The organism is Hoeflea sp. CAU 1731 (assembly GCF_039888615.1).
In the GTDB taxonomy this organism is placed as follows: domain Bacteria; phylum Pseudomonadota; class Alphaproteobacteria; order Rhizobiales; family Rhizobiaceae; genus Flavimaribacter.
In genome coordinates, this window is record NZ_JBDQQS010000001.1 from 569,470 (window position 1) to 594,857 (window position 25,388).

The window sequence follows — 25,388 nt, forward strand, 5'->3', positions numbered from 1 at the left end:
CCAATTGGTTCGCCGGGAGTATCCACCTGATGTTGCACAATTCAATCCCACGGGCATTGCCCGAGGGAACAGATAGTCGCGTCCATATTATAAGCGATAATTTTAAGGAGAACAAAACGTGTACAGATGCGCGCATCACGGCGGAAAACCTCGGTATTCACAGAGTGTTGCGTCGCGTTGTGGATAGAAGGGCCTTGATCGACGCCGATAGAAGCTCGGATATTGGCTACAAGGATGTGTCGGTGGCTCACGTCAGTATCCTGAATAGTGAGAAAAGCCAGCGATGAAGTCTTTAAACCAACTATCCGAGAGCCAGCAGATTCGCGTCTTGCAACTTTTTGGCGGAGAGACCTCGACTGAAGAAATAGCACGACATTTCGGGATTTCGGCACAGTCAATCCGTCGTCGCGCCGCCAGGCTCAACATTCGTAAGGGACATGCTTTGCAGAATGTTGTTGGCGAACAAACACAAGAAACCAATCTGGACGTATCCAGACACCTCGAAATCAGAAAGCGCCAGCGTCGCGGCTATTGGATTCCATCAGAGCTTGAACAGACCTATTGCAACCTACTACTCGAGGGAATGACACGGCGACAAGCAGGGGAGATGCTGGGGTTGGTCGAAATTGGCGACGATAAACACGGCGTTACTCAATAACGGTGAATATACTCACGCTAGTGGCCAGAAACTCGGCCTCCTTTCTATTATTTATGACAATTTGCATCGTTCATTATGAAAGACGTCCAACCGACTGCGCGTCAAAATCCAACAGTTAAGAAACGAAAACCCAGGCATGATATTTACCGAATTGCCAGGCAATGCGGTGTTCGCCTCTACAATGGGTCTCGACGATACGACGGCTCGAGAGGCGATCGGGATTGCTTTTCGAGCGCTACGTTGAGGAAAATTGCGTCACGCAATGGCGCCGGACATCTGGCTCTGGTGTTGCGCCTCATTGTGGAAACAAAAGGCAACGCCGCCGAGTTGTATGCCGAAACAATCTCGGCGCTTTCCGCATTGATGGAATTCGACCCGATGTTGGCGGAAAGAGGAGGGGAACTTTTCGATCTGTTTGATGAGATCGACCTCAAGAGCATTCGGGAAAGAGCCCGTGCCATGCGCTCTGGCGTGCCTGTCAGCCATATTATGCGGATTCTGATTCTTCAGGATATCCAGAACATGGATCACGCACTGAGTGAAATCAGATCTCCTGCGGGGAGCCTGGTATCGGTTTGTTCCCAGTGTTGATCAATACAATCGGTTCCGAATAATCATCCACCTTCACGATCAGCAATTCGATGATCCATTTTCGGTCTGATCGAATTGCCTGCGCCATTGCATCACCTGACGCCTTAGATCCTGAAAGCGGGATCTGCAACTGCGCGTGTCCACTACCATCCGTCAGATTCAAGTTGATGTTGCCCGTAACCCAGAAACCGGCGTCAATTGGCTCGCCAAGCGCCGCGGTAACCGCTGGATTGGATTTGATTTCATCCATCGCCATTTGATAGACTGCCGAGTTCTTCAGAACGCCGAAAACCTTCTCGCCACCATAGGCGATGAGAGCAAGTGCACACGCGACGCAGATAAATCCGGCAATGGCCCAGCGCCTCTGACTTTTCAGAAAATGCGCCTCATCACGCCACAGATTGTTGTTCCAGGCCCAGGCGCTGCCCTTGATACCCAAAACAAATAGCATGACGATGTTTACAATCGGCACGAACATCAGCAATGCAATCCAGGTGTTATTGGCAATCCCCCAGATCCAGTTCAACAGAAAGGCGCCCCAATTCCATCGATTGAGTTTTGGCGGAATAGGCGTTCCGTACGGTTGATCTGGCAATGGCATGAAATATTCTCCGGATAGCAGGGCCACGACATCAGACTTGAGAAATCGTATCGTCACGTTTGCGACGTTTCTGATGATCTGTATACCCCAGACAGGATAGCGACCCTAGACGCGTGACACCCGGATAATGCAGACAGTGACATGAACAAACTATCGCCAATTGATGTGATCATGGGTCTCCTCGTTGCCATGGTTTGGGGTATGGGGTTCGTGTTCGCCAAGGCTGCCCTGGACCAGTTTCCTCCAATTTTCTTGATGGCGCTACGCTTCAGTGTAACGGCTGTGGCGTTGGTCTGGTTCGTACGGCCGCCGACAGGGCAGTTGCAGCGCATTTTCTGGATCGCCGTCGTCTCCGCCGCCATCCAGTACAGTTTGACTTTCAATGGTCTGAAGGGACTCGATGCTTCAGTGGCGGTGCTCGTTGTCCAACTGGAGGTGCCGTTCCTCGTGCTGATTGGCGTCCTCGCTCTCGGTGAAACGCCGGGGATACGAAAATGGATCGGAATTTCGATGGCGTTTGTCGGCGTTGGGTTGATGATGGGTGAACCGAAAGTTGGCGCGGCCTGGGTCTCGGTGCTGCTTGTCATAGGGGGTGCATTTACGTGGGCGATCGGACAGGCAATGATACGCACGCTTAAGGAAATCGACGGGCTCACCGCCACGGCTTGGGTCGCCATCTGGGCTGCGCCGCAACTCTTCATCATGTCCTTTTTGCTGGAGAGGAACCAGTTGGATTCCGTGTTGACGGCCAAATGGATTGACTGGACGGCGGTAATTTATCTTGGCTTGGTCATGACCGCCCTCGGATATGCTTTATGGTATTCGCTGGTGAGGAAACACCCTGTCAGTCAGGTAGCGCCGTTTCTGCTGATGTTGCCGGTTTTCTCCGTCGCTGGAAGCATCGCCTTCCTGGGGGAACGGCCAACAATGATCGCGTTTGCGGGGGGCGCGATCGTGATTGCCGGACTTGCATTTATACTGATCGAACGACCGCAATCGCTCGCTCACATGGATAAAAGGGTTGAATAATCGGAAAGTTTGTCTGGCGATCCGTGTGAATTTGGTTTGCCACTGGATCGTGTGATTACGTTTACAGTCAAGATGACCGTGAATGATTCACTGCATATCCGTATCATCAGCATAACGGTTGCGGTAAATATTGGATCTGATCGTGGCGGCGACCTCTGAATCCGGTCGGTAGTGCTTCAGCGTTCCAATAAGGTCCTTTGATGCCGGTTCATGAGTTGTTCCCCATGCGCCTAGCTCCGACATCAGACCAGCCAGCCCATTGCCCCGTGAAGTCGCTTGATAGATGTAACTTCTGCGATCATCGGGATCGCGCTTCTTTTCAATCACACCGCGGTCAACTAGCTGTCGCAACCGGTCGCTGAGAATATTGGTTGCTATTCCCTCTTCACTCGCCAGTTCACTGAACCTGCTTTTGCTGTAAAGGAGAATATCTCGGAGAATTAGCAGGCTCCACCTGTCGCCCACAACGCGGGCGGCAAAATCTATTGGACATTCAGTTTTTGTGGTTTTCATGTCACGGCCATTTGAAACAATGCTAGCCGGTCACTGGCAGATTGCAATCAAAAATGGTTACCCGACCAATCAAGATCGATTATCCGCCATCAATGCAATGTCATCTGGTTGTGCTATCGCTTATCGAGATGTTGCTGGTGGAGGCTGGTAAGTTTTATGCCCGGAGTATTGCGTTACTTGTCGCACCCACAGGTGGCGATGGAGTCTGATATCCCCGTTGCGCAGTGGAAATTGTCCGAAATCGGCAAACACCAGGCTCAGCGATTTGCTGGAGCACCTGTTTTACGAGCAACGACGCGCCTCGTCAGCAGCGGTGAGACAAAGGCCGTCGAAACTGCGCGAATTATGGCCCTGGAAATCGGTCTGGAAGTGGAAATCGATGATGCGATGGGAGAGAACGACAGAAGTGCAACAGGCTTTCTTCCACCGGCGGAATTTCAGGATGTTGCAAACCAGTTTTTCAGAGAACCCCACATCAGCGTTCGCGGTTGGGAGAGAGCGATTGACGCACAGGTTCGCATTGTGCGGGCGACGCTGCCCTATCTGAAGCAGGCAGGGCAGGGCGATATTCTTCTTGTCGGTCATGGCGGAGTCGGCACTCTGCTCTATTGCCACTTTGCCGATGCACCGATCTCACGTTCCTTTGATCAGCCGAATAATGGCGGCGGCAACTATTTCACTATCGCAATCGACAGTTTTCGCGCCGTTCACCCGTGGCGACGAATGGAAGAGTTGCTCGAAAGCATACCGTGTAATCGAGAAGAGGCGACAAATCGCGATATACGCTGGTATCGAGACCATTGATTGTCACGTCGTCCGCGGATTGAGATCCGAAAGGATTTTCTGCAGCATTTCGGAGACTTCCCTGCGCTCTTCCTCGGACATTGAATCGATATCTGCGTCGATGGTTATTCGATCGCCCTTCCTGCTCACCGGTCCGCCTCTTTTTGCAACGACCTCCTTGGTGTCGATTACCCTGTAAGTGTGCACGGGATAGGCGATTCCTTTTACTGCGACCGTCTCATGTTCCTCACAGACGATCGCATCCTGGATCAGACTGTAGGTTTCAGCTGCGACCAGCGTCGTGCCCGGCGCCGTCACGCCCTCAAGTCTTGAAGCAAGGTTTACCGTTCCTCCGATAATCGTGTAGTCCATCCGGTCTTCGCTTCCGAAATTGCCAACCGTGCAAAAACCGGTTGCAATGCCTATGCGGCATTCAAGCTTTTCGGTCAGTCCCATCGTCCTCCATTCCTCACTGAGGGAACGCAGGCGTTTCTGCATGGCGATAGCCATTTTCACACAGGTGACAGCGTCTGCCTGGACCCCACGGGAAACCGGGTCTCCGAAGAATATCATCAGAGAATCACCGATATATTTGTCTATTGTCGCCCCATGGTCCAAAGCGATCGACGTCATTTCCGTCAGATATTGATTAAGGATCTGCGTGAGGTCCTCTGATTCCAGCCTGTCGGCGATTTCCGTGAACCCGACAAGGTCACTGAAGAAGACTGTCAATTTCTTCCTTTTGCTTGCAACGATTGCCGATTGCTCTCCGCTGAAGATGGACTGATAAACTTGCGGAGATAGATATTTGGAGAGTTGTTTGGAGAGCTGCTCGAGGGCAATCGATTTTTCGGCGAGTTCGTTCTCTCGTTCTTTCATCTCGGTAATATCGGAATAAACGGCGACAACTCCACCGTCAGCCGTCCTGCGTTCGCTGACCATGATCCAGGTTCCGTCATGGCGATGCATGATGTGGGGTTGTTCAGGGTGACGGTGCCTCTTGACCCTTTCTTTCAGCCATTCTTCCTCACGTCCAATGGCCTCGGATATCAGTCCAAGTTCGATTGAGCGGCGCACAATCTGTTCAAAAAACAATCCAGGGTGAATCTCGTCGGCGATTTCCGGATGCACCAAGGTGCCGTATTTCTGATTGCAAACGACCAGCCTGTCTTGGGCATCGTAGAGGGAGAAGGCTTCGGAAATGCTCTCGATCGCATCCGCGAGCCTACGACGGGCGAGATCAATTTCCTTCAGGTTGGATTCCTGGATCGAGATTGTTATATCCCGGAACACCTCCAACGCCTTCGACATTTTTCCGAGTTCATCATTCCGGTCAGTGCCCGGTATAACGACGGTCGTGTCACCGGCTGCAAGATCAGTCATCGTGTCGGTGATCTCTCTTATTGGTCTGATAATTCGAGGGCCGACAAAAATCAGCATGATCAGAGCCGAACCGATCAGGCTGGCGCCGGCGATTATCAGCATTTCAATTTTGCCGGTGCGAATTGTTTCATCCGCGTGTCGCGCCGTCTCGTTTGCGTCCTGTTCTGTTTCTTCGACAAGCCTGGTCACCGCAATGACAAGCTGTTGCGAGACATCACCGCTTGCGCTGATGGAATTTTGCGCATGTTCCAGTTCCACGAGTTCCTGTCCGCGCAATCTGAAAATGCTGTCATCTCCGTGACCGATGCTCAGAACCGAATCGATGACCATACGCAATTCATCCGATCTGTTCTGCTCAGGCAGTTGCCGATACGACCGTTCAATCTGGCCAGCTGCTGCGCGAAAGCGTTCTCCAAGCGGCTCCAGCCTTTCCGGTTCCTGGACGTTCGACGCCTCATTCAACAGGCCCGCGGCGAGATTTCCGTCGGACCGGATCGTAAGGAGGTTGTGTATCGTGTTGGCTCCAAGGTCGATAAGTTCCATGGTCTTGGAGGATTGTTGGCTGAAAATCTCAAATGTGCGCGTCAGCAGCCGTTCCCGAGTCTGCAAAATCAGTGGATCAATATACTTTAGGAGGTCGGCATGTATGCGCGCCAGATCCTGACGCGCAACAGTGTCGGGTCCGGAATCCTGCGAACCCGCGGCACGCGTCAGGTAACTGCCAAGTCCGACGACAAAGGCCTGGACAGAATCATTGAAGAACTCGAGCTCGTTTGCAGAAGCGGACAGCCGAAGCGTTCGAATATGATCCGCAATATGCTCGCGGATGCCGCTAAATTCATCGACGCTAAAATGTTGCAAATTACTGTTTTCCAGACCGGAGTCATTTGCTAACGGCCCATCTATTATGGATAGGTCGTTTTTCAGCGCCAGGAGCGCGCCTAGTGTTTCTGTTTCTGCGGTCAAGGTTTCCCGAAGCGCCACTTCCGCTTTGGAGGTTGTCGACTCGTTTTCAATAACCAGATTGAAAACGGCGTCGTCGATCAGAGGTTCAAGCACTTCCAGAAACTGGCCATGAGTCTGTGACAATTTGTCGACCTGACCATGCAACGCATCCGTGATGTCAAGCATGTTGGCGACGGAAAGGTTTACTTCATCGATATAGCCTGAAATCCTTTCAACCTTTCCGGTTAGGTCGCCGGCGATGTCACTGGCCATGCCGATATCCCGCCACTGGGTAATGGCGGCGTTCAACTGCATGACGGCGTCGTCCAGCAGTTTCTTCCTGAATTCCAGTACCGATTGGCTTTCGCTGGCCATAATACTGGGAGCACTGACATAAATTTCAGCGCTATGTTCTGCAATCGTAAGCGCAAGAGTATTTTTCGGCAGGCTGTCCGACGTGACATTGGTTACCGCGCGCTGGATATGGCTGAACACGGTCCAGGCCACAATGCATGCGATGAGCGTGCAAGCGGCAAGCGCGATGAAAGAAAGGAGCAGCTTTGCCTTTATTCCGAAGACAACGGCGGATGATTTAACTTGCTGGACAAGCGCAGCTTCATTTTTGGCGACAGGTTCGGCAAAACTGCGTTCCGAAACAGCGACTTTGGATAGAGCTGCTTCTTTGCCTTTTGCAGCCCCATCGCTCATTGATCTGCAACCTGGCGTTTAATGTTTTCGAACTTGCCTTCATCGTTGATGATGGTGAGAAACACGTTATTGGAGCCTTGATTGTCTCCTGGCCCGTACTGGAGCGAGAAACCGTCGATTTCGTATCGTTGCAATTCTTCGAATAGGCTGATGAAGGTTTCTCGAGTAAGATCGTCACCAAGGTCTTTCAACACCTTCACGACAAGTCGTCCGGTGATGTACCCCTCCAGTGAGACAAAGCCCAGACCGTCTATCAACAGATCTCTGCCCGATGTTTCAGAGAGTTTCACCATTGCATCGTGGAAGCTTGCCACGACCGGAACGGATGTGTCGTGAAACAACGGAACGACTTGCGACACGATTACTCCGCTGCCATCGTTTCCAAGGTCGGATGCAAGCGCATTGCTGCCTACGAAGGAAACAGTAAGAAACAATGCGTCTATACCGATCGACCGCGCAATGCGGATAAACTCTGCAGCAGGTTTGTAAGCTCCGATAATGATAACAGCATCAGGTCCGGCCTTGCGTATGGCTAACGCAGCTCTCTTCACAGCGACCGTGTTGCGCATATAAGTGCCGTCCGCGACGAGTTCGATGCCTCGACGGTTAAGCGCCGCAACGACGCCAGAAAGGCCCGCGCTGCCATATGTGTCATCCTGATAGAGGATTGCGATCCGCTTGATGCCGCGATCCTTCACCAGAAAATCAACAAGTTCCTCGGTTTCCTGATCGTATGAAGCCCGTATATTGATGACGTTGGTCAGGCCGGGGTCGCGCAGGAATGCGGCACCTGTAAAAGCGCCTATGAATGGCGTTCTGTATTCACGCGCTATCGGCTGTACTGCGCGAGATGTTGGCGTGCCGACTTCACCGATCAGCGCAAAGACCTGGTCCTGTTCTAGGAGGCGTCTGGTGTTGTCGATCGCGATTTCGGGTTCGTAACCGTCGTTGTAGGAAATCAACTCAAGCTTGCGACCGTTGACGCCGCCAATCCTGTTGACCTCATCGAATGCTGCGAGGATTCCGTTGCGTATGTCAGTGCCTAGCGACGCTGCTGGACCTTCAAACGCTGCGGACTGACCAAATACGATCCTGTCCTGGTAGACGCCGGGTTCGGCTTTGGCAGGTATGGCAAGACAAACAATACCAGCAATCGCTGCGAGATAAATCTGGAAGCGCCGCACTCTCGAGTTTCGGGACACAGTCTGTCGGGCAACGATCAATTTCATCCCCTCTGCCGCCAACGCGGTAATATGCGTTTTCGGTATCCACAATCCCGGAAACAATCACACAAACTGATACAACGAATTGCACCAGATTGGCAAAAAATCTCCGATACGTTGTGACGCTGAGGGTTCAGTTTTTCAGAACAAATTCGACAGAAGCGCTTTCAGACATGACAAGGCGCCCATTCGGAAGATCGTTATTATTGATTTTGGACTCACGCTCGTGTTCAGGCAGATGCAGCCAACGCCTCTCCAGTCGCTCATTCAGCGCCTTCTCCGAAACATCAAGCATGACTGTCGTATGATAGTATCGATGCATTTGCGCCCAATTCCCGGAGGAAAGCAGTAGATAGTTGCCTTCCAGAACAACATGACGTGCGTGCCCCGCTATTATCCTGGCGGCCGACCGGGATATTTCGATGGTGCGATCGAAAACGGGAACGGCGATCTCTTTCTCGGTATTGCTGTAAAGCCGGTCGAGCATTGCAATCAGCCCCAGGACATCAAAGGTCTCCGGAGATCCTTTTCTCTCCAAAAGGCCGCGTTCCCGTAGGACAGCATCGTCATAGTGGTAGCCATCCATCGGCAGCAAAGCGGCGGAACCAGGTTCGATCCCGTTCAAATGATCAACAAGCTGCTCCGAGACAGTCGACTTACCGGACCCTGGCGGGCCTGCAATCGCCGTCAGGCTTCTGGACGCAGCGCCTCGCTTTGCGATGATAGCCGCCAATCGTTCGAAGGAAACATGGGTCATCGACACCACCGCCAAAGATTGCAATAGTTGAGCCAAGCATTACAGCGCAAAGTCGGTCAGGCAACGGTCAGGCTGTATCGCAGGGAGAGAAAATTTGAAAATTCTGGTGCTCGGCGGCGCAGGCATGGTTGGCCAAAAGCTTGCGCATTCTATTGCGAATGGTGGATTGGGTGACATTTTGATCGACGAGTTGATTCTACATGACATAGTAGAAGCGCGCCCGGTAAATGCCGAATTCCCGATACGATCTCTGGTAGGAGATATCGCAGACAATAGTGAAGCGATCAGACTGGCCGATCTCAAGGCGGATATCATTTTCCACTTGGCCGCCATAGTGTCCGGCGAAGCAGAGACGAACTTCGAAAAGGGCTGGAACACCAATGCGCGCGGCTCTTGGCAGCTTCTTGAAGCGCTCAAGCAGGTGCATGAAGCGACCGAAGGGCAATATCGGCCACGCCTGGTGTTCACGTCATCCATTGCGGTTTTTGGCGGACCTTATCCCGACAAGATCGGGGACGACTTCCTCAGCGCGCCGCAATCCTCTTACGGAGCGCAGAAAGCCGCTACGGAGCTTCTTGTTTCCGATTACAGTCGCAAGGGTTTTATAGATGGCATTTCCATTCGGTTGCCGACTGTCGTTGTTCGCCCGGGTAAGGCCAACCTTGCCGCATCCTCTTTCTTTTCAGGAATCATCCGCGAACCGCTTAATGGCAAGGAAGCCCTTCTTCCCGTGGGTGCGAACGTTCGTCATTGGCATGTTTCGCCGCGAACGACTATCGGGTTTCTCACTCATGCCGCCAAACTTGATACGTCCTTGCTCCAGGGTCGTCTCGCCATCAACATGCCGGGTATTTCATGCACAGTCGCAGAGCAGATCGAGGCGCTCCGAAGTATCGCTGGCGAGGAAACAGTTCGACTCATCAAACGGAAACCGGACGAACTGGTTATCCGACTGGTTTCAGGCTGGCCGCGTAACTTCGATCCCAAACGCTCGCTTGCGCTGGGCTTTCGGGCAGACAATAGTTTTGAAGATATTATTCGAATCTATATCGAGGATGATTTCGATAGATCCGGCCACTAATTGGGGACAACTCAGTGAGATCGATTGGCTTTGTATCAGGACTTATCATGTTGGCTGCGGTGCCTGCAGAAGCGCAGTCCTTGGACTGCTCTCTGGCGACAGGCGTAGTTCAGGAGGCAATATGCGGTTCAGAAACACTGAGATCGCTCAATGATGAAATGACAAGGCTTTACACCCTGGCGCTCAATAGTTCCGATATGACTGAAGAGCGGACGGCAGAGTTGAAAAATTCACAAAAAAATTGGCTGACGGAACGCGGCAAATGCATAAGTTCCACCCTCGATTTAAAGGTATGCATTGCCAATGCGGACGCGATGCGCATTCACGAACTGCGCACCGCATATGCGGTTCATCGCGCTTCAGATGACGGAGTTTCGATCGGCCCTGTCATATATAACTGCGAAGGCGTCGGCGCTCCTGTAAGCGCCGTCTTCATTAATACGATGGAACATATGGTCTCCCTAAGCTGGGAAGGCCGAAGGATGGTTCTGCCACAAGTCATATCAGGCTCCGGCGCGCGTTATCATACGGAATTTCCCGGGGCCGGCGAGGCGACATTCTGGGATCACGGCAAAGGGGCTCTATTTGCTCCACCTGGAAAAGATCCGGTCGAATGCATAAAGGCCACCGGGAACTTACCACCGATCACTGAATAGCGTCACCAAAGCAAAACAAAACTGAGACAGAAGTTTTGCAACCCCGTGTTTCGTTGCCCTTACGGGGCGGATCTTCGATCGTCGCCTGCCTTCCGTGGCCAAATCGGTGTTCCGGACGACGATGGTGGAACTCGAAGTGGAGGAATTGCAGCCGGCGGTTCTTGCAGCCTGCCGGAAAGCAGATCTTGAAATCAAGGCTTACTATGACGGGAATGACGCAGCGACATTCCAAGATATCTCCGGCTGCGATATCGACTACATCTATCTCGATTATCCCGACATGTTCATAGAGGTTGCGAAGAGTAACTTTTGAAAAATTCAAACCTGATCTGATTTCATGGCGTTCAAGTGTTGCGCAGGTTGTCGAATATCTGCATCAAAGGGGCAATTGTAAAACCTGGTATCTTTTAAAACATGACGACATCGGAAAACAAGGACGCACGGTTCTGGGATCGCATAGCCCGGAAGTATTCAACTGATCCGATCAAGGACGAAGAAGGCTACCAGAAGACGCTGATGCGCGTCAGCGACTTAATGAAAAGCGGAAACAGTGTGCTGGAACTCGGTTGCGGAACCGGAACCACAGCCCTGCATCTGGCGACAACGGTTTCCTCCTATCTTGCGACGGACGTTTCGCCGCAAATGATCGCAATCGCACAAGAAAAAGCGGCAAGAAGCCCCATTTCCCAATTGGAGTTTTCGACAGGCACAGTCGAGACACTGGAGCTGCAACCTGATCAGTATGACGCCGTCCTCGGGTTTAACTATCTTCACCTCGTCGAAGACATTGACCGGACTCTGGAGCTGATCCGCCTATGCTTGAAACCTGGCGGATACTTCATCTCTAAAACACCCTGTATTGGCGACATGAACCTCTTGATCCGCTTGGTGATTCCGCTGATGAGAGCTGTCGGAAAAGCCCCGCAGCACGTGCAGTCGATAAAGGCGTCTGCGCTTGAGAAGAAGATTCGCAATACAGGATTTAACATCGACGCTTGTGAATTTCACGCAACGAAGGGCAAGGATGTCAGGCCATTCATCGTCGCCATCAAAACAAACTAGAAGTGGACTTTTGCGTCATTAGCCGACTTGCGTCGCCACTTACGAAACCAGACTACTAGCCCAGAAATCAGGGACACGAGACCTGCAAGAAACGCCCATACCGGCGAAATTTCTGCCACTACAGTTTTGGTTCTTTGCCACGCAGACACATCGATCCGGATGGTGTCCTCATAGCTTGCCAGTATAATTGGTCCCTGGTCGTCGATATTGACGTAAACCGTCAGCCAAAGAATTTGTGCGCCTTCCTCGATCGGCGTCACCCTCCATTGCCAGATCGTGGTCGCGGTATCGGATATTCTCTTTTCAACAGCGCCGGATGGGCTGATCTGAAGTCCCGCGGACCCGTTCAGTTCGGCCGACATTCTTGGCGTTATCGCTGCCCGCTCCCTGACGATTTCGCCGCCCAGACTTGCCGGAATATCTGGAAAGACATCAGAGGCGTTTAGTTTCAAAACAATGGTTTCTGGCTCATGTCGCCACATGGAATTGGTGCGGTTATAGGAGAATGAACCTTCAGGTAAGGCGGTTAGCCGGTCTCTGTATTCCAATGAATCTGGCCGCCCAACCGATGCTGGCGCTCTGCCAACGCTTCCTCCGCTCCCTGTAGGCACGTTTCCGGAACGCCTGTAGTAACGGTGATGGGCAGACCTGTCGGTGGAGTATGAGGAACTATCCGTCGTTTCCTCGGTCGCCGCTTCAGATCCGCCTGCGGATTCCGCGTCAGGTTTTTTGTTGCAGGCCGCCAGCAGAACCACGCTGAAGACAAGGAAAAGCACCAAACCTTTCTCTACGATATGCATTGAACCCTCCTGCGAGTTTCAATGGTTCGCGAGATCATACCACTTCCTTTGGCTGCAAGACTGTGATGGAACCCACAGAAGAACGTTTCCAGGATATTTGCAGCGAAGCATCCAGTTTTGACTGTAAACTATTGTAATTATGGAAAAATGGTGAGCCGACAGGGGTTCGAACCCTGGACCTACTGATTAAAAGTCAGTTGCTCTACCGGCTGAGCTATCGGCTCCCGGAGGCCGGGAATCCCTGCCTCAAGAATTGCGCGGAACATAGGGACGACCCCATGGCGGGTCAATATCAAAATACCGGGTTTATGCGTCTTTTTGGCATATGCGAAAAGGTGACTGGCGCGTGATGTTATTTGAAACTATGTCAGGGCATGTTGCTCCAGACGCGTTTCAGGTAATCGAGTGGATATAAACGACATTTCCGTCTTTGTGGCGATTGGCGCGGGAGCGCTGTCTTTCCTGTCGCCCTGCGTTTTGCCGCTTGTGCCTCCCTATCTTTGCTATATGGCCGGTGTCAGCGTCGAAGATTTCCGGGAAAGCGCGCAGAGCCAAGTCCGGGCGCGCAGGGCGATCTTGTTCGCGTCGTTCTTTTTCACGCTCGGATTTGCAACTGTTTTCATCGCCCTCGGCGCCGGAGCCTCGACGATTGGCGCGTTGCTGCGCAGTTACATGGGCATCCTTTCGCAGATCGCCGGGCTTGTCATAATCATTATGGGGCTTCATTTTCTCGGCGTCTTCAGGATCGGCTTTCTTGCTCGTGAGGCTCGTTTTCAAGGCGGCGGCGCTCCTGCGACAATCACAGGCGCGTATATAATGGGGCTTGCATTCGCCTTTGGGTGGACTCCGTGCATCGGACCCGTTCTCGGCGCAATCCTTGGCGTCGCAAGCACCAAGGACACGGTTGGAGCAGGGGCTCTACTCCTCGGTTTCTATTCACTTGGGCTTGCCATTCCATTCTGGATTGCGGCGGCTTTCTCCGGTCTGTTCATGCGGTTTCTTACCCGGTTCCGGCGGCACCTTGGCACAGTAGAAAAAGTTATGGGCGGGTTACTCGTGCTCACCGGCATTCTTTTCGTGACCGGTGGTATGCAAACCATGGCATTTTGGCTACTGGAAACTTTCCCGATCCTGTCCACGATTGGCTGATCACAGCCGCCCTTTTGTAAAATGTCGACAGGCGTTAGATAACTGGCCGACACGTTCCTGAGTCATGATTCAGGACCTGTTGACATTCTCGGTCTAGAAATTCCGTTAAGATGGAGAAAACCATGGCGCGAAGCTGTCTTGCGATCATACTTGCCGCTGGCGAGAGCACGCGAATGAAGGCGTCTCGCTCGAAAGTCCTTTTCCCGGTCGGCAATCTGCCGATGATCTCGCATGTAATAGGCGCTGCGAAGGCGGCCGGCGTCGGATCGGTCGCTCTGGTTGTCGGGCGCGACGCAGACGCTGTCGAGGCCGCGTCAAGAGACGTCACCGACAACCTCTCGGTCTGGCAGCAGAAAGAGCGATTAGGCACGGCCCATGCCGCCTTGACCGCAGCACAGGCCATCGACGAGGGCTATGACGACGTTCTTGTCATCTTCGGTGATACGCCGCTGGTGCGATCCGAAACCCTGATGCAAAGCCGGGAAATGCTCGCCGATGGAGCCGATGTCGCAGTGATTGGTTTCAGAACAGACAAACCGCACGGATACGGACGTCTGGTAGAGGAAAATGGTGAACTCGTCGCGATTCGGGAGGAAAGAGACGCCACCGACGAAGAGCGCAACATCGGATTCTGCAATGGCGGGTTAATGGCTATAAATGGCCACAAGGCCCTCGAAATGCTTCGAGAAATTGGCAACGAAAACGCCAAATCGGAATACTATCTGACCGACATAGTCGGCATCGCGCGCGAGAAGGGCGGCCGGGCCGTTGCAGTGGAAGCGAGCAATCGCGAACTTATCGGCATCAACAATCGCGCTGAACTCGCCGAGGTTGAACAATTTTGGCAATGGGATCGGCGCATTGACATGATGAAGGCGGGCGTCACGATGATCGCGCCTGAAACCGTTTTTCTGAGCCATGATACAATGATAGAGGCCGACGTAACGATCGAGCCAAACGTGATCATTGGGCCCGGCGTTACAATTCGCAGTGGCGCCGTCGTCAAGGGATTCAGCCATCTTGAGGGGACCACGATTGGTTCCGGTTGCACCGTTGGACCGTTCGCACGACTGCGCCCGGGCGCCGATCTCAAACCGGGATCAAAAGTCGGAAATTTTTGCGAGGTTAAAAACGCGACCGTTGGCGAAGGCGCCAAGGTAAATCACCTTACCTATATTGGCGACGCCACGATCGGCGCTAAATCCAATATCGGCGCCGGGACCATCACCTGCAACTATGACGGCGTCAACAAGCACTTTACGCAAATTGGAGCGGAGGTTTTTGTCGGTTCCAATACCTCTTTGGTGGCTCCGATCGCCATCGGCGATCAAAGTTACATCGCATCCGGTAGTGTGATTACCAAGGATGTGCCGTCACAGGCTCTCGCTTTCGGCCGAGCTCGCCAGGAAAACAAGGAAGGTGTGGCAAAAAAAGTTCACGCTCGCAGTCACGCTCTCAAGGCAGCCACAGGGAAGCCCAAAACCTAGAAAATATGCGAAAACAGAAGCATTTAACGGTGTAACTCAATGTGAACGCCGCCACTGATTGCGGCGGCGCCCAAATAATATAACAAGCGTCAAGGGCAGTACTTCTGATAGGGATCCGGTTTCATGTGCGGCATCGTAGCAATTATTGGCAACAAACCGGTAGCGACCCAACTTGTAGACGCGCTCAAGCGCCTTGAATACAGAGGATACGATTCTGCCGGCGTCGCCACTTTATCCGGCGGTCATCTTGATCGCAGGCGCGCAGCAGGCAAGCTGATCAATCTGGAAACACAACTGGACGAACAGCCGCTGGAGGGAACCATCGGCATCGGCCACACGCGCTGGGCGACACACGGCGCTCCGACCACGAACAATGCGCACCCGCATTTCTGCAACGGCGTAGCCGTCGTCCATAACGGTATCATCGAAAATTTTTCAGAAATCCGACAGGAGCTTGAAGCGCGCGGGGCGGAGTTCAATACGGAAACAGACACGGAAGTAGTCGCGCAACTCATCGCCAGTCTACTCGAGAGCGGCAAGTCGCCGGAAGAAGCGATGCAGGCAGCGGTCAAACTCATTCGCGGCGCCTATGCGCTTTGCGTACTTGTGGAAGGCCATGACGACATGATCATGGGCGCACGCAATGGTCCGCCGCTGGCCATTGGTCATGGATCCGGTGAAATGTTCCTCGGATCAGACGCCATCGCGCTCTCTCCCTTTACCGAAGATATCACCTATCTCGAGGATGGAGACTGGGCTGTCGTACGCAAGGACCGCCTTGAAATCTTCTCGACAGACGGCTTACCCGTTCAACGCAAGCGTTCGAAAGCGTCTGTCGCCTATGCGCAGGTGGAAAAGGGCAACCATCGCCACTTCATGGAAAAGGAAATCTACGAACAGCCGGAAGCGATTTCACACACCTTTGCGCATTACATGGATTTCGTCGCCAAAGCTGTTCGGCCTGTTTCCCAGCCTATTGATTTCGCGTCTATCGATGGTCTGAAAATCGCTGCCTGCGGAACCGCTTTCCTTGCAGGACATATCGGAAAGACCTGGTTCGAACGTTACGCGCGATTGCCTGTCGAAATCGACATCGCCTCTGAATTCCGTTACCGTGAAATGCCCATGACCGATCGAGAAGCGGCGCTTTTCATTTCTCAATCCGGAGAAACGGCTGACACGCTGGCTTCACTTCGGTACTGCAAGGAGAACGGTCTCAAGATCGGCGCGATCGTCAACGTTCAGGAATCGACGATTGCGCGGGAAGCAGATGTTGTGTTCCCGACGCTCGCAGGCCCGGAAATCGGCGTGGCGTCAACCAAGGCGTTCACATCGCAGCTCGCCGTATTCGCCTCACTTGCCATCCTGGCTGGCCGCGCCCGCAATACGCTCACGCCGGAACAGGAATCCGAGATGATTCAAGCGGCAACGCATGCGCCGCGGATCGTGGGTAATGTGCTTCATGCGATTCAACCACAGTTGGAAGAGTTGTCCCGTGAACTATCGAAATACCACAACGTGCTCTATCTCGGTCGAGGCACCAGCTACACGCTGGCGATGGAAGGCGCATTGAAGCTCAAGGAAATCTCATACATCCACGCAGAGGCTTATGCTGCCGGAGAACTGAAGCACGGCCCGATAGCGCTGATAGATGAAAATATGCCGGTGATCGTCATAGCGCCGCACGACCGGCATTTTGACAAGACGATGTCGAATATGCAGGAAGTCGCCGCAAGAGGCGGCAAAATCATTTTCATTACTGATGAAGCCGGCGCCGCGGCGTCATCCATGAAAACTTTGGCGACGGTCACACTGCCCAGTGTCGACGAGTTCATTGCGCCGCTGGTATTTTCAATCCCGGTGCAATTGCTCGCCTATCACACGGCGGTTTTCATGGGAACGGATGTTGATCAGCCCCGCAATCTCGCAAAATCGGTCACTGTGGAATAGCGGCTAGACGCGCTCAGACGCCAACATCAATATTTCTCTCGGGCGCAAGACAACGCTTGTTGGCGGGCCTTCGCCTTCCTATAATAATGCTTTATGCATCAAAGTTCCCATTGGCATTTTCATGTCTGACAAACCGGTCCGAATTCGCGCGACAACCCGTGTCAGGAACTATTTCCTCACGGGCTTGATCGTCTGCGCTCCGCTTGCGATCACCGCCTATATCACTTGGTCATTTATTGAGTGGGTGGATGGCTGGGTAAAACCTTATCTTCCGCACGTCTACAATCCGGACAACTACCTGCCGTTCAGCGTTCCAGGATTCGGACTGCTGACGGCGTTGATTTTCATCACCCTTGTTGGTTTCCTCACTGCCAATCTGATCGGCCGCACGATCCTGACCTATGGCGAATCCATACTCGACCGGATGCCGCTGATCCGCGGCATCTACAAGGGTTTGAAACAGATTTTCCAAACCGTCCTTGCCGAGCAAAACAATTCGTTCAACAAGGCGGCGTTGATCCAATATCCGCGCAAGGGTCTATGGTCGATCGTCTTTCTTGCGACAGATACGAAGGGCGAAGTTGCTTACAGGTTGACTGATGCAGGTGTCGACACTGTTTCGGTTTTCCTCCCGACGACCCCGAACCCGACATCAGGTTTTCTACTGTTTGTGCCTCGGCAAGATGTCATAGTTCTGGACATGAGCGTCGAAGAAGCCGCCAAGATGGTCATATCTGCGGGCTTGGTCGCCCCGGAATATCATCGAAAAACTGAAGAGATCGCACGACAGGCCATCACCGAGCGAGAAAAGATCGACGCTTGATCCACTAAGCGGCTATTCTAGACTCTATCCGGTCTTCTTTCTCATATGGTAGGTTAGGGCCATCGAGAAGCAGTGCTGCAATTCCTCTTCCGGTAACGGCGCGCCAACAGGCACTGACAGTTGCCTGTTCCCCTCGAATGTGAACACGTCAGGATAGATTTCCCTAATACGCTCGACCAGATTGGTCTGGCAGTGCAGAAATACACTCACGTGCCTCGGTTGCTTCTCTTTCCATGCCAGACGAACCGTTGTGCCGACGCCAGACTTCGCTGGCAAATAACTCGGCTCGCCCCACTTCAGGCATTCGGTGATTGTTCCCACGCCAGGCGTCTCATGGGCCGCTCGGAAGAGAATTTCCCGCATTTCCATCAGACTGTTTCGCGCTTCATCCGGAAAGGCCTCGAAAGCGGACCTGACGCTTGCATCCTTGAATGGTTTTTCGGTCATCAGCCTGCCCTCAACAGTCTTACGGCTTCGTCCTTGCGCCAAATGTAAAGCAACATGCGCAAGGCGGCGCCACGCTTCGAAGACAGCGAAGGGTCCTCGTGAACAATGTGGCGTGCATCGTTGCGTGCGGTTTCAAGCAAGTCCGCATGTACGTCGAGTGAGGCCAGCCGAAAGCCGGGGATTCCGGACTGTCGCGTACCCAGTAATTCACCTTCACCGCGCAATCGTAAATCCTCCTCCGCAATTCGAAAACCGTCTTCTGTCTGGCGCATGATCGAAAGACGGGCCTTGGCGGTGGCGCCAAGCGGCCCCTTGTAGAGCAGAATGCAACTCGATGCTTCATCGCCACGCCCTACGCGGCCGCGCAGTTGATGAAGTTGAGCAAGCCCGAAACGTTCCGCGTGTTCGATGACCATGATCGAAGCATCAGGCACATCCACACCGACTTCAATAACCGTCGTGGCGACGAGCAGGCGGATTTTGCCGGATTTGAAATCCTGCATGGCCGTATCTTTTTCGTCGGATTTCATTCGTCCATGGATCAATCCGGTCAGTGTCCCGAAATACTCTTTGAGCCATTCGAACCGCTTCTCAGCCGACATAAGTTCGACAAGGTCGGACTCTTCGACCAGCGGGCATATCCAGTATATTTTCCTGCCGTTATCAATTGCGTTTCGCAACCGATCCAGGATCTCAGGCAAGCGGTCAATCGACATGGTGGCCGTTGCGATCGGTTTTCGACCCGCCGGCTTTTCTGACAAACGGGAGACATCCATGTCGCCGAAGGCAGACAAAACAAGTGTGCGCGGGATCGGCGTCGCCGTCATCACGAGCATATGCGGCGCTGCGCCTTTCGCCGTCAGGCGTAGGCGTTGGTGGACGCCAAATCGATGTTGTTCATCCACAACTGCCAGAAGCAGATTATTGTAATTGACGTTTTCCTGAAACAGGGCGTGGGTTCCGATGATAATACCCGCCTGTCCGTTCTCGATCTTCTCCAGTACATCTGCGCGTTCGCGCCCCTTGGTGCGGCCGGTCAGAAACGCGCATCGTATTCCAGAGTTCTCCAGAATTCGCATGATTGTGGTAAAATGCTGGTTGGCGAGAACCTCGGTCGGCGCCATGAGGACGCCTTGGCCACCGGCCTCGACACAGGCGACAAGCGCAATCAGTGCAACTATGGTTTTTCCAGATCCGACATCGCCCTGCAGCAGACGCAACATGCGTTCTTCGGAGTTCATGTCCGCAAGAATGTCATCGACAGCTTGAATTTGGCCGGTGGTCAAATGAAAGGGCAGGGCCGCCATCAATTGCTTTCGCAGTTTTCCGTCGCCCCTGACCGGTTTTCCCGGCAGAGCACGAATGCACTGCCGGACGAGCGCCAGGGATAATTGACCGGCGAGTAATTCATCATACGCCAGACGTCTGCGCGCCGGAGCATTCGGATCCATGTCCGTGTGATCTCGCGGAGCATGGAGCCTTAGGACGGAGTCGTTGAAGCTCGGGAAACTGTTTTTTTCAATGAGAGGTTTGGACTGCCATTCCGGCAGAACCGGTAAAGCCTCCAAGGCAGCGTCTATCGCTTTCTGCAAAACCCTCGGGGAAAGTCCCGCTGTCAATGGGTAAACGGGTTCGACTACAGGGAATGGATCATCGCTACCTTCTCTGGCCATTCGGTCGGGATGCACCATACTCGCGCGTCCGTTGAACCATTCCATTCGACCACTGACCAGAACCTTCTCTCCCAAAGGCAATTGCTTTTCGAGCCAGTTTGTTCGCGCATTGAAAAAAGTCAGCGCTATTTCGCCGGTTTCATCATGAGCCAGAACGCGGTACGGAACATTTTTTCGTCCAGGCGGCGGTGGCGTGTGACGATCGATGTGCAGACTGAGCGTAACGATTTCGCTTTCCTGTGCGAAGGCTACGCCGGGTCGATGTCTGCGATCGATCAACCGGCTAGGAGGCAGAAGAATCAAGTCTACGGCGCGGGTGTCATCTCCGGATTCACGATCGAGCGCACGGGCAATCAAATCCGCTATTTTCGGTCCTATCCCGGAATAGGATGTGATGGGAACAAAGAGCGGATCGAGTTCTGCGGGACGCATTTCTTCACACTCTCACAATCCGTCCGGAATATCAGAAGTTGCGGAGGCGATCCCGGAAAAAATGAAGCATATCTGCATTGGAACAACAGCCTCTACCATGATATCGCATATCGACAAAGCGACGGCTGACAACGAACGCCGGGTCGGCTATAGAAGCCCCTCCACAAGCAGATTAAGAGTTTCCCGTCATGACCGGCACGACAAGGTCCAGCTCCGATCTGGACAAACGCCGCCGCAAGATTCTGTTTCGCTGCTGGCACCGCGGTATTCGTGAGATGGACATCGTTATGGGACAGTTCGCCGATCGTAACATCGACAAACTGACCGATGACGAACTCGATACGCTCGAACGGATTCTCGAGGTGGACGATCGCGACCTGATCCGCTGGGTCACAGGTGAAGTCGACACCCCTGCAGACTTCGATACAGCCCTGTTTCGGGCAATCTGTGCTTACCAACGAAATCCATGAGTATGCTGCATAGCTTCAATCCTTCAACAATCATCGCAATCGATGAGCCGATCACTCTGGCCAATGTTTCGGACGGCGCTGTTCCGCTTGTTCTCGCGGAGACCGCGAGATCCGGCAAGCCAGTCGTACATGTGATGTCCGATGGACAGCATCTTGCCGACCTGGAGCAAATGCTTGGTTTCTTTGCTCCGGACTTGCCTGTCCTGACAATTCCGGCCTGGGATTGTCTACCCTACGACCGTGTGTCGCCAAGCGCGGATGTTTCAGCGCGCCGGCTGTCCGCCCTTTGCTCGCTGATTGCCCATGCAGAAAACCCGCATCCGGCGATCGTTCTGATATCCGCCAACGCGCTGATCCAGAAACTGCCCCCTCGCACCGTACTCGCGAAGCTTGGATTCCGGGCCCGCGCTGGCAATCAGGTCAGGATGGACGATGTGGTTTCCCGGCTCTCCTACAATGGGTTCGAACGCGTCGCCACAGTTCGGGAAGTCGGAGAGTTTGCTGTTCGCGGCGGTATTCTGGATGCCTTCGTGCCCGGCAACGGACTTCCACTCCGTCTCGATTTCTTCGGTGATACGCTAGAAAGCATCCGCAGCTTTGATCCGGACACCCAGAGAACCGTCAGTCAGGGAAGGGAACTGGAACTCAATCCAATGAGCGAAGTTGTGCTTACGGACGAGACCATCAGCCGTTTCCGCAAAAACTACCTTGCCAGTTTTGGCGCAGCGCGTCGTGACGACGCTCTTTATCAGGCCGTCAGTGAAGGCAGGCGATTTGCCGGAATGGAACACTGGCTTCCGCTTTTCTACGAAGAGTTGGAGACCGTGTTCGACTATCTGCCAGGCTATACTTGGTTTGCCGACCACAACGCTGCGAAAGCCGCCGGGCAAAGATATGATCAGGTCGAGGACCACTATCGCGCGCGTCGCGAGGTGTCGGACGCGTCAGCTTCAACTCACGGCACTCCCTATAATCCGATTGAGCCGAAAACGCTTTATCTCGAACAGGGCGCTGTCGAATCCTTTCTCAGCGCTCGCAATGCAATACGCCTGTCGCCTTTCGCTGAAGAAAGTGGCGGCAGGCGCGAAGTTGTCAATCTAGACTCCAAGCCGGGAAAACGCTGGGCCAAAACCGTTGAGGAAAATTCCACGGAAGCCGAGCGCACCAATGTTTTCGACCAGGTCGTAAAACATATCGCTGATCGCAGATCAAAAGGCGGAAAGGTGCTAGTCACGGCTTGGAGCGACGGTTCTCTGGATCGGCTGATGCAGGTGCTCGGGGAGCATGGTCTCGAACGTGTACGGCCCATCTCTTCTATCTCGGAGATGGGCGACCTGAAGACCGGCGAAGCCGCGATGACTGTTCTCAATCTGGAAGCCGGTTTTGAGAACGGAGAACTGACCGTCATCGGCGAGCAGGATATTCTCGGAGACAGGCTGGTCAGAAGAAATCGCCGCCGCAAGAAGGGCGCGGATTTCATAACGGAAGTTTCCGGTCTCGAAGCGGGATCGATTGTTGTTCACGCCGAACACGGCATCGGTCGCTTTGTCGGCCTGAGAACCATCGAAGCAGCCGGCGCGCCCCATGCCTGTCTGGAACTGCATTATGCAGATCAGGCTAAACTCTTCCTGCCGGTCGAAAACATTGAACTCCTGTCGCGCTACGGCAGCGATTCGGCTGAAGCGACCCTTGACAAGCTGGGCGGCGTCGCCTGGCAGATGCGCAAGGCTAAACTGAAGAAACGCCTGCTCGACATGGCTGACACGCTGATCAGTATCGCCGCCGAACGCCACACCCGCCATACCGCCAGTCTCGCCGTGCCGGAAGGGCTCTACGACGAGTTTGCGGCCAGGTTCCCGTATGACGAAACCGACGATCAGCAGACCGCGATCGATTCCGTTCTTGACGATCTTGCCGCAGCAAGACCCATGGACCGCCTGGTGTGCGGGGATGTAGGCTTCGGAAAGACCGAAGTTGCGCTGCGAGCGGCTTTCGTGGCTGCAATGAACGGAGTTCAGGTCGCAATTGTTGTGCCGACAACACTGCTTGCGCGACAGCACTACAAGACGTTTGCGGAGCGATTGAGAGGATTTCCACTGAGGGTGCGGCAGGCTTCGCGCCTCATCTCAGCTGGCGAAATGTCCCAGACCAAGAAGGAACTGGCTGACGGAAAAGCAGACATCGTCATTGGCACTCATGCGCTGCTTGGCAAGGGCATAAAATTCGCCAATCTGGGATTGCTTATCATCGATGAAGAGCAGCATTTCGGCGTCAAGCACAAAGAAAGACTTAAAGAACTGAAGGCCGATGTCCACGTGCTGACATTGTCGGCGACCCCAATCCCGCGCACATTGCAGCTCGCAATGACGGGCGTACGCGAACTTTCGTTGATCACAACGCCGCCTTTGGATCGCATGGCTGTGCGGACGTTCATATCACCTTTTGACCCGCTGATCATTCGGGAAACCCTTCTGCGCGAGCATTACCGGGGCGGCCAGAGTTTTTATGTTTGTCCGCGTATTTCTGATCTCGCCGAAATACACGCGTTTCTTGAATCCGATGTTCCCGAGGTCAAAGTCGCGGTGGCGCATGGCCAGATGCCGCCGAGCGAACTCGACGATGTGATGAATGCCTTTTACGACGGCAAATACGATGTGCTGCTGTCCACGACGATCGTGGAATCGGGACTTGATGTTCCGACAGCCAACACGCTCGTCGTGCATCGTTCCGACATATTCGGACTGGCCCAGCTTTACCAGCTGCGTGGTCGGGTAGGGCGCTCCAAGGTAAGAGCCTATGCCCTGATGACGCTTCCAGTGAACCGTGTACTGACGAAGACAGCCGACCGTCGTCTCAAGGTCCTTCAATCGCTGGACACCCTTGGCGCGGGATTTGAACTTGCCAGCCACGATCTGGATATACGCGGCGCCGGTAACCTGCTGGGCGAGGAACAATCAGGCCATATCAAGGAGGTTGGTTTCGAGCTCTATCAACACATGCTCGAAGAAGCCATTGCAGAGTTGAAGGGCGGCGAAGAACTGGTGGATACGGGATGGTCGCCGCAAATTACAGTCGGCACGCCGATCATGATCCCCGAGGACTACGTGCCAGACCTTACGCTTCGAATGAGTCTCTATCGACGGATAGGGGATTTGAAAGCGCTGGACGAAATAGACGCGTTCGGAGCAGAACTTATCGACAGATTCGGTTCGCTTCCGGCCGAAGTCGACCACCTTTTGAAGGTCGTCTACATCAAGTCTCTTTGCCGTACGGCCAATGTTGAAAAGCTTGACGCCGGACCTAAGGGAATTGTGGTGCAATTCCGAAACGCCGAATTCCCGAACCCGGCTGGTCTCGTCTCCTATATCGCCGCACAGCAGGACAAGGCGCGGCTCAGACCTGACCAGAGCGTCGTGTTTGCGCGCAACTTGCCGGACGCACAGAAGCGGCTGAACGGAGCGGCCGTACTGATGTCCAAACTGGCGGAAATCGCCGAGGCGGCCTGATTATTGCGCTTCAGCTTTCTTTGCAGCGACTTCGCGGATCGCGCGGGCCAGCGTCTCTGCTGGTTGCGCGCCCATGACCGCGTATTTGTTGTCGATGATGAAGCAGGGCACTCCGGTGACGCCGAGTTGTCGCGCTGTGTCGATCTCTTTTTCAACGGCCTCGCAATCGGCGACACCGGATAAAAGAGACTCCGTAATCGACCGATCCATCCCGGCTTCCTGGGCGGCGTTGAGCAACACTTCGTTGTCACCGATATTCAATCCCTTTTCGAAATAGGCCTTGAACAGGACTTCCACCAGTTCGTCCTGGACGCCAGGGGCTTCGGATGCCGCCCACCTTATTATGCGATGTGCGTCAAGAGTGTTGGGCGCCACCGGGATGGCCTCGAAGTCGAAAGCGATTTCTTCAAGACGCCCTGCTTCCCTGATGGCTTCATAGGCTCGCGATGCTCCCGCAGAGCCGCCAAACTTGTCCTGCAAATACTGTTTCCTGTCCTTGCCTTCTTTCGGCAGCGTCGGATCGAGCTGATACGGTCGCCACCGCATGTCGACCTCTAGATCTTCAGGCAGCATTCCGATTGCCTCTTCCAGTCGACGTTTGCCGATATAGCACCAGGGGCACATCACATCGGACACTATATCGATGTTGACTGAAGTCATG

The 25,388-nt window shown here is 53.7% G+C and carries 23 protein-coding genes and 1 tRNA gene; 14 read left to right on the plus strand and 10 right to left on the minus strand.

Annotation, left to right across the window (positions count from 1 at the left end; translation table 11 throughout):
- The first annotated feature begins 283 nt into the window (after window positions 1-283).
- Together AAFN47_RS02755 and AAFN47_RS02760 are read left to right on the plus strand one after the other, a co-directional pair.
- Entirely contained in the window at window positions 284-658 is a 375-nt protein-coding gene (locus AAFN47_RS02755; protein WP_499807673.1) for a hypothetical protein, read from the plus strand.
- 240 nt (window positions 659-898) lie between these two features.
- Entirely contained in the window at window positions 899-1,249 is a 351-nt protein-coding gene (locus tag AAFN47_RS02760; RefSeq protein ID WP_499807674.1) for a hypothetical protein, read from the plus strand.
- Here AAFN47_RS02760 and AAFN47_RS02765 read toward each other — a convergent pair.
- Window positions 1,203-1,850, minus strand: coding sequence for a cytochrome c oxidase assembly factor Coa1 family protein (locus AAFN47_RS02765; protein WP_499807675.1), 648 nt, complete (start codon window positions 1,848-1,850; stop codon window positions 1,203-1,205). The two genes, AAFN47_RS02760 and AAFN47_RS02765, sit on opposite strands and share 47 nt — an antisense overlap.
- A 141-nt stretch (window positions 1,851-1,991) precedes the next feature.
- On the opposite strand from AAFN47_RS02765, the gene AAFN47_RS02770 reads away from it, so the two are divergent.
- Entirely contained in the window at window positions 1,992-2,879 is an 888-nt protein-coding gene (locus tag AAFN47_RS02770; RefSeq protein WP_499807676.1) for a DMT family transporter, read from the plus strand.
- 87 nt (window positions 2,880-2,966) lie between these two features.
- Here the strand turns inward: AAFN47_RS02770 and AAFN47_RS02775 are convergent, their stop codons facing one another.
- Window positions 2,967-3,392 (minus strand): winged helix-turn-helix transcriptional regulator, encoded by a 426-nt coding sequence (locus tag AAFN47_RS02775; RefSeq protein ID WP_499807677.1) that lies wholly within the window; start codon window positions 3,390-3,392, stop codon window positions 2,967-2,969.
- A gap of 177 nt (window positions 3,393-3,569) precedes the next feature.
- On the opposite strand from AAFN47_RS02775, the gene AAFN47_RS02780 reads away from it, so the two are divergent.
- Window positions 3,570-4,196, plus strand: a complete 627-nt coding sequence (locus AAFN47_RS02780) for a histidine phosphatase family protein (RefSeq protein ID WP_499807678.1) — start codon at window positions 3,570-3,572, stop codon at window positions 4,194-4,196.
- 3 nt (window positions 4,197-4,199) lie between these two features.
- Here the strand turns inward: AAFN47_RS02780 and AAFN47_RS02785 are convergent, their stop codons facing one another.
- The 3 genes from AAFN47_RS02785 to AAFN47_RS02795 all read right to left on the minus strand — a co-directional run bounded on the left by AAFN47_RS02785 (window position 4,200) and on the right by AAFN47_RS02795 (window position 9,191).
- Complete coding sequence (locus AAFN47_RS02785; protein WP_499807679.1) at window positions 4,200-7,211, minus strand: adenylate/guanylate cyclase domain-containing protein; 3,012 nt, start codon at window positions 7,209-7,211, stop codon at window positions 4,200-4,202.
- Window positions 7,208-8,485 carry an ABC transporter substrate-binding protein gene (locus AAFN47_RS02790; RefSeq protein WP_499807680.1) on the minus strand — a complete coding sequence of 426 codons (1,278 nt, stop codon included), beginning with the start codon at window positions 8,483-8,485 and terminating at the stop codon, window positions 7,208-7,210. The genes AAFN47_RS02785 and AAFN47_RS02790 overlap by 4 nt, the downstream gene beginning before the upstream one ends.
- 82 nt (window positions 8,486-8,567) lie before the next feature.
- Window positions 8,568-9,191 carry an AAA family ATPase gene (locus AAFN47_RS02795; protein WP_499807681.1) on the minus strand — a complete coding sequence of 208 codons (624 nt, stop codon included), beginning with the start codon at window positions 9,189-9,191 and terminating at the stop codon, window positions 8,568-8,570.
- A 94-nt stretch (window positions 9,192-9,285) separates the two neighbouring features.
- On the opposite strand from AAFN47_RS02795, the gene denD reads away from it, so the two are divergent.
- The 4 genes from denD to AAFN47_RS02815 all read left to right on the plus strand — a co-directional run bounded on the left by denD (window position 9,286) and on the right by AAFN47_RS02815 (window position 11,990).
- On the plus strand, window positions 9,286-10,272 hold the full coding sequence (gene denD / locus AAFN47_RS02800) for a D-erythronate dehydrogenase (protein WP_499807682.1): 987 nt from the start codon (window positions 9,286-9,288) through the stop codon (window positions 10,270-10,272).
- A 14-nt stretch (window positions 10,273-10,286) separates the two neighbouring features.
- The gene (locus tag AAFN47_RS02805; protein ID WP_499807683.1) at window positions 10,287-10,928 is read left to right on the plus strand and encodes an MliC family protein; all 642 of its coding nucleotides are present in this window, start codon (window positions 10,287-10,289) and stop codon (window positions 10,926-10,928) included.
- Between the two features lie 121 nt (window positions 10,929-11,049).
- Complete coding sequence (locus tag AAFN47_RS02810) at window positions 11,050-11,241, plus strand: hypothetical protein (RefSeq protein ID WP_499807684.1); 192 nt, start codon at window positions 11,050-11,052, stop codon at window positions 11,239-11,241.
- A gap of 101 nt (window positions 11,242-11,342) precedes the next feature.
- On the plus strand, window positions 11,343-11,990 hold the full coding sequence (locus tag AAFN47_RS02815; RefSeq protein WP_499807685.1) for a class I SAM-dependent methyltransferase: 648 nt from the start codon (window positions 11,343-11,345) through the stop codon (window positions 11,988-11,990).
- Here the strand turns inward: AAFN47_RS02815 and AAFN47_RS02820 are convergent.
- Together AAFN47_RS02820 and AAFN47_RS02825 are read right to left on the minus strand one after the other, a co-directional pair.
- On the minus strand, window positions 11,987-12,790 hold the full coding sequence (locus tag AAFN47_RS02820; RefSeq protein WP_499807686.1) for a hypothetical protein: 804 nt from the start codon (window positions 12,788-12,790) through the stop codon (window positions 11,987-11,989). The two genes, AAFN47_RS02815 and AAFN47_RS02820, sit on opposite strands and share 4 nt — an antisense overlap.
- A 148-nt stretch (window positions 12,791-12,938) precedes the next feature.
- Window positions 12,939-13,014 (minus strand) — tRNA-Lys (locus AAFN47_RS02825).
- A gap of 181 nt (window positions 13,015-13,195) precedes the next feature.
- Here AAFN47_RS02825 and AAFN47_RS02830 point away from each other — a divergent pair.
- From AAFN47_RS02830 to AAFN47_RS02845, 4 genes are all read left to right on the plus strand, one after another.
- A complete protein-coding gene (locus AAFN47_RS02830) occupies window positions 13,196-13,939 on the plus strand; it encodes a cytochrome c biogenesis CcdA family protein (protein WP_499807687.1) in 744 nt (247 codons plus the stop codon).
- A gap of 122 nt (window positions 13,940-14,061) precedes the next feature.
- Window positions 14,062-15,426: a bifunctional UDP-N-acetylglucosamine diphosphorylase/glucosamine-1-phosphate N-acetyltransferase GlmU gene (glmU, locus tag AAFN47_RS02835; protein ID WP_499807688.1), complete on the plus strand. Its 1,365-nt coding sequence runs from the start codon at window positions 14,062-14,064 to the stop codon at window positions 15,424-15,426.
- A 123-nt stretch (window positions 15,427-15,549) separates the two neighbouring features.
- Complete coding sequence (glmS, locus tag AAFN47_RS02840; RefSeq protein ID WP_499807689.1) at window positions 15,550-17,376, plus strand: glutamine--fructose-6-phosphate transaminase (isomerizing); 1,827 nt, start codon at window positions 15,550-15,552, stop codon at window positions 17,374-17,376.
- 121 nt (window positions 17,377-17,497) lie between these two features.
- Window positions 17,498-18,199, plus strand: coding sequence for a DUF502 domain-containing protein (locus tag AAFN47_RS02845; protein ID WP_499807690.1), 702 nt, complete (start codon window positions 17,498-17,500; stop codon window positions 18,197-18,199).
- 24 nt (window positions 18,200-18,223) lie between these two features.
- Here the strand turns inward: AAFN47_RS02845 and AAFN47_RS02850 are convergent, their stop codons facing one another.
- Both AAFN47_RS02850 and recG read right to left on the minus strand, forming a co-directional pair.
- Window positions 18,224-18,646 (minus strand): DUF1801 domain-containing protein, encoded by a 423-nt coding sequence (locus tag AAFN47_RS02850; protein ID WP_499807691.1) that lies wholly within the window; start codon window positions 18,644-18,646, stop codon window positions 18,224-18,226.
- Window positions 18,646-20,751 carry an ATP-dependent DNA helicase RecG gene (recG, locus tag AAFN47_RS02855; protein WP_499807692.1) on the minus strand — a complete coding sequence of 702 codons (2,106 nt, stop codon included), beginning with the start codon at window positions 20,749-20,751 and terminating at the stop codon, window positions 18,646-18,648. Before recG ends, AAFN47_RS02850 begins: the two co-directional genes overlap by 1 nt.
- A 188-nt stretch (window positions 20,752-20,939) precedes the next feature.
- On the opposite strand from recG, the gene AAFN47_RS02860 reads away from it, so the two are divergent.
- On the plus strand, window positions 20,940-21,221 hold the full coding sequence (locus AAFN47_RS02860) for an FAD assembly factor SdhE (RefSeq protein WP_499807693.1): 282 nt from the start codon (window positions 20,940-20,942) through the stop codon (window positions 21,219-21,221).
- Window positions 21,218-24,727, plus strand: a complete 3,510-nt coding sequence (gene mfd / locus AAFN47_RS02865; RefSeq protein WP_499807694.1) for a transcription-repair coupling factor — start codon at window positions 21,218-21,220, stop codon at window positions 24,725-24,727. The genes AAFN47_RS02860 and mfd overlap by 4 nt, the downstream gene beginning before the upstream one ends.
- Here the strand turns inward: mfd and AAFN47_RS02870 are convergent, their stop codons facing one another.
- Window positions 24,728-25,387, minus strand: a complete 660-nt coding sequence (locus AAFN47_RS02870; RefSeq protein ID WP_499807695.1) for a DsbA family oxidoreductase — start codon at window positions 25,385-25,387, stop codon at window positions 24,728-24,730.
- Between the last annotated feature and the right edge of the window lies 1 nt (window position 25,388).

What these genes read in the sequence shown, in the direction of transcription:
- AAFN47_RS02755 (WP_499807673.1), top strand. Translation starts at nt 284, where the DNA reads ATGAAGTCTTTAAACCAACTATCCGAGAGCCAGCAGATTCGCGTCTTG.
- AAFN47_RS02765 (WP_499807675.1), bottom strand. Translation starts at nt 1,850, where the DNA reads ATGCCATTGCCAGATCAACCGTACGGAACGCCTATTCCGCCAAAACTC.
- AAFN47_RS02770 (WP_499807676.1), top strand. Translation starts at nt 1,992, where the DNA reads ATGAACAAACTATCGCCAATTGATGTGATCATGGGTCTCCTCGTTGCC.
- AAFN47_RS02775 (WP_499807677.1), bottom strand. Translation starts at nt 3,392, where the DNA reads ATGAAAACCACAAAAACTGAATGTCCAATAGATTTTGCCGCCCGCGTT.
- AAFN47_RS02785 (WP_499807679.1), bottom strand. Translation starts at nt 7,211, where the DNA reads ATGAGCGATGGGGCTGCAAAAGGCAAAGAAGCAGCTCTATCCAAAGTC.
- AAFN47_RS02795 (WP_499807681.1), bottom strand. Translation starts at nt 9,191, where the DNA reads ATGACCCATGTTTCCTTCGAACGATTGGCGGCTATCATCGCAAAGCGA.
- AAFN47_RS02810 (WP_499807684.1), top strand. Translation starts at nt 11,050, where the DNA reads ATGGTGGAACTCGAAGTGGAGGAATTGCAGCCGGCGGTTCTTGCAGCC.
- AAFN47_RS02815 (WP_499807685.1), top strand. Translation starts at nt 11,343, where the DNA reads ATGACGACATCGGAAAACAAGGACGCACGGTTCTGGGATCGCATAGCC.
- AAFN47_RS02820 (WP_499807686.1), bottom strand. Translation starts at nt 12,790, where the DNA reads ATGCATATCGTAGAGAAAGGTTTGGTGCTTTTCCTTGTCTTCAGCGTG.
- glmU (WP_499807688.1), top strand. Translation starts at nt 14,062, where the DNA reads ATGGCGCGAAGCTGTCTTGCGATCATACTTGCCGCTGGCGAGAGCACG.
- glmS (WP_499807689.1), top strand. Translation starts at nt 15,550, where the DNA reads ATGTGCGGCATCGTAGCAATTATTGGCAACAAACCGGTAGCGACCCAA.
- AAFN47_RS02845 (WP_499807690.1), top strand. Translation starts at nt 17,498, where the DNA reads ATGTCTGACAAACCGGTCCGAATTCGCGCGACAACCCGTGTCAGGAAC.
- AAFN47_RS02850 (WP_499807691.1), bottom strand. Translation starts at nt 18,646, where the DNA reads ATGACCGAAAAACCATTCAAGGATGCAAGCGTCAGGTCCGCTTTCGAG.
- recG (WP_499807692.1), bottom strand. Translation starts at nt 20,751, where the DNA reads ATGCGTCCCGCAGAACTCGATCCGCTCTTTGTTCCCATCACATCCTAT.
- AAFN47_RS02860 (WP_499807693.1), top strand. Translation starts at nt 20,940, where the DNA reads ATGACCGGCACGACAAGGTCCAGCTCCGATCTGGACAAACGCCGCCGC.
- mfd (WP_499807694.1), top strand. Translation starts at nt 21,218, where the DNA reads ATGAGTATGCTGCATAGCTTCAATCCTTCAACAATCATCGCAATCGAT.
- AAFN47_RS02870 (WP_499807695.1), bottom strand. Translation starts at nt 25,387, where the DNA reads ATGACTTCAGTCAACATCGATATAGTGTCCGATGTGATGTGCCCCTGG.